Origin of the sequence: Streptomyces sp. (genome assembly GCF_035563135.1) — a bacterium.
Lineage (GTDB): Bacteria > Actinomycetota > Actinomycetes > Streptomycetales > Streptomycetaceae > Streptomyces.
Map to the genome: position 1 here is coordinate 1 of NZ_DATMVN010000333.1, position 2,790 is coordinate 2,790.

Consider the following 2,790-nt stretch of genomic DNA (forward strand, 5'->3'; position numbering starts at 1 on the left):
CCCGGCGCGAAGACGCCCTCCCCCGGCCCGGAGACCGCGCCCTCCTCCGGCGCGGAGCAGGCGCCCCCGGCGAAGTCCGTCCCAGGAGCCGCGGCGCCGAAGCCCCCCGCACCGGCTCCCGTGGCGAAGCCCCCGTCCAGGGCCGCCGCCGTTCCGTCGGCCCCCGCGCGCTCGGGCGGCTCCTCCAACCGCGTACGGGCCCGCCTCGCCCGGCTGGGAATGCAGCGCTCCAGCCCGTACAACCCGGTCCTCGAACCGCTCCTGCGCACGGTCCGCGGCAACGATCCCAAGATCGAGTCCGCCACGCTGCGCCAGATCGAGAAGGCCTACCAGGTCGCCGAACGCTGGCACCGCGGCCAGAAGCGCAAGAGCGGCGACCCCTACATCACCCACCCGCTCGCCGTCACCACGATCCTCGCCGAGCTCGGCATGGACCCGGCGACGCTGATGGCCGGGCTGCTGCACGACACGGTCGAGGACACCGAGTACGGCCTGGACACCCTGCGCAAGGACTTCGGCGACCAGGTCGCCCTCCTCGTCGACGGCGTCACCAAGCTCGACAAGGTCAAGTTCGGCGAGGCCGCCCAGGCCGAGACCGTACGCAAGATGGTCGTCGCCATGGCCAAGGACCCCCGGGTCCTCGTCATCAAGCTCGCCGACCGGCTGCACAACATGCGCACCATGCGCTACCTCAAGCGGGAGAAGCAGGAGAAGAAGGCCCGCGAGACCCTGGAGATCTACGCGCCGCTGGCTCACCGCCTGGGCATGAACACCATCAAGTGGGAGCTGGAGGACCTCGCCTTCGCGATCCTCTACCCCAAGATGTACGACGAGATCGTCCGCCTGGTCGCCGAGCGCGCGCCCAAGCGTGACGAGTACCTCGCGATAGTGACCGACGAGGTCCAGGCCGACCTGCGCGCCGCCCGGATCAAGGCCACCGTCACCGGACGGCCGAAGCACTACTACAGCGTCTACCAGAAGATGATCGTGCGCGGCCGGGACTTCGCGGAGATCTACGACCTGGTGGGCATCCGGGTCCTCGTCGACACCGTCCGCGACTGCTACGCGGCGCTCGGCACCGTGCACGCCCGGTGGAACCCGGTGCCCGGGCGGTTCAAGGACTACATCGCGATGCCCAAGTTCAACATGTACCAGTCGCTGCACACCACGGTGATCGGGCCCAGCGGCAAGCCCGTCGAGCTCCAGATCCGTACGTTCGACATGCACCGCCGCGCCGAGTACGGCATCGCCGCGCACTGGAAGTACAAGCAGGAAGCGGTCGCCGGCGCCTCCAAGGTCCGCACCGACATCCCGAAGAACACCGGCGGCGGGCGCGGCCAGGACACGGTCAACGACATGGCGTGGCTGCGCCAGCTCCTGGACTGGCAGAAGGAGACCGAGGACCCCAGCGAGTTCCTGGAGTCCCTGCGGTTCGACCTGTCGCGCAACGAGGTCTTCGTCTTCACGCCGAAGGGCGACGTGATAGCGCTGCCCGCCGGAGCGACGCCGGTCGACTTCGCGTACGCGGTCCACACGGAGGTGGGCCACCGGACCATAGGGGCACGGGTCAACGGGCGGCTCGTACCGCTGGAGTCGACGCTCGACAACGGCGACCTGGTGGAGGTCTTCACCTCCAAAGCGGCCGGCGCCGGGCCCTCCCGCGACTGGCTCCAGTTCGTCAAGTCGCCCCGGGCACGCAACAAGATCCGTGCCTGGTTCTCCAAGGAACGGCGTGACGAGGCGATCGAGCAGGGCAAGGACGCCATCGCGCGGGCCATGCGCAAGCAGAACCTGCCGATCCAGCGCATCCTCACCGGGGACTCCCTGGTCACGCTCGCGCACGAGATGCGCTACCCCGACATCTCGTCGCTCTACGCGGCGATCGGCGAGGGCCATGTCGCCGCGGCGGGAGTCGTCCAGAAACTCGTCCAGGCACTCGGCGGCGAGGACGCGGCCAACGAGGACCTGGCGGAGAGCTCGCCGCCCTCGCACGGGCGCAGCAAGCGCCGGGCCAACGCGGACCCGGGCGTGGTCGTCAAGGGCGTCGAGGACGTCTGGGTCAAGCTGGCCCGCTGCTGCACTCCCGTGCCCGGCGACCCGATCATCGGATTCGTCACCCGGGGCAGCGGCGTCTCCGTGCACCGCGCGGACTGCGTCAACGTCGACTCGCTCTCGCAGCAGCCCGAGCGGATCCTCGACGTCGAGTGGGCGCCCACCCAGTCGTCGGTCTTCCTCGTCGCCATCCAGGTCGAGGCGCTGGACCGCTCCAGGCTGCTCTCCGACGTCACCCGGGTCCTGTCCGACCAGCACGTGAACATCCTGTCGGCCGCGGTGCAGACCTCGCGGGACCGGGTGGCCACCTCGCGCTTCACCTTCGAGATGGGCGACCCCAAGCACCTGGGACACGTCCTGAAGGCCGTACGCGGCGTGGAGGGCGTCTACGACGTCTACCGGGTCACCTCGGCGCGCCGCCCGTAGGGCAGCAGCTTGGAGCGGGCGCACGCCCGGCGACAGCCCGGCGCAGCCGCACGCCCCGCCGGCGGCGGGCCTCCGGCCCACGTGGCCGACGGGGTGCGCGGCCGCACGGAAGAGGGCTCCCGTACGCGTCGCGTACGGGAGCCCTCTTCCACAGGGAAGCGTGCGGCTCAGCCGCCGAACTCCTCCAGGCCCTTCAGCGCCTGGTCCAGCAGGGCCTGGCGGCCCTGCAGCTCGCGCTCCAGCTTGTCCGCCCTGGCGGTGTTGCCCTGCGCCCTGGCCTGCTCGATCTGGCCCTTGAGTTTGTCCACGGCG

The 2,790-nt window shown here is 70.6% G+C and carries 1 protein-coding gene and 1 pseudogene; one reads left to right on the top strand and one right to left on the bottom strand.

Translation table 11 applies throughout. The annotated features are described in order from the left end of the window. On the top strand, positions 1 to 2,478 hold a 2,478-nt coding region (locus VN520_RS14565; RefSeq protein ID WP_325747329.1), incomplete at its 5' end, for a bifunctional (p)ppGpp synthetase/guanosine-3',5'-bis(diphosphate) 3'-pyrophosphohydrolase. A 167-nt stretch (positions 2,479 to 2,645) separates the two neighbouring features. On the opposite strand, the pseudogene VN520_RS14570 reads toward VN520_RS14565, so the two are convergent. Further along, positions 2,646 to 2,790: pseudogene (locus VN520_RS14570) on the bottom strand (DUF349 domain-containing protein); the annotation flags it as partial.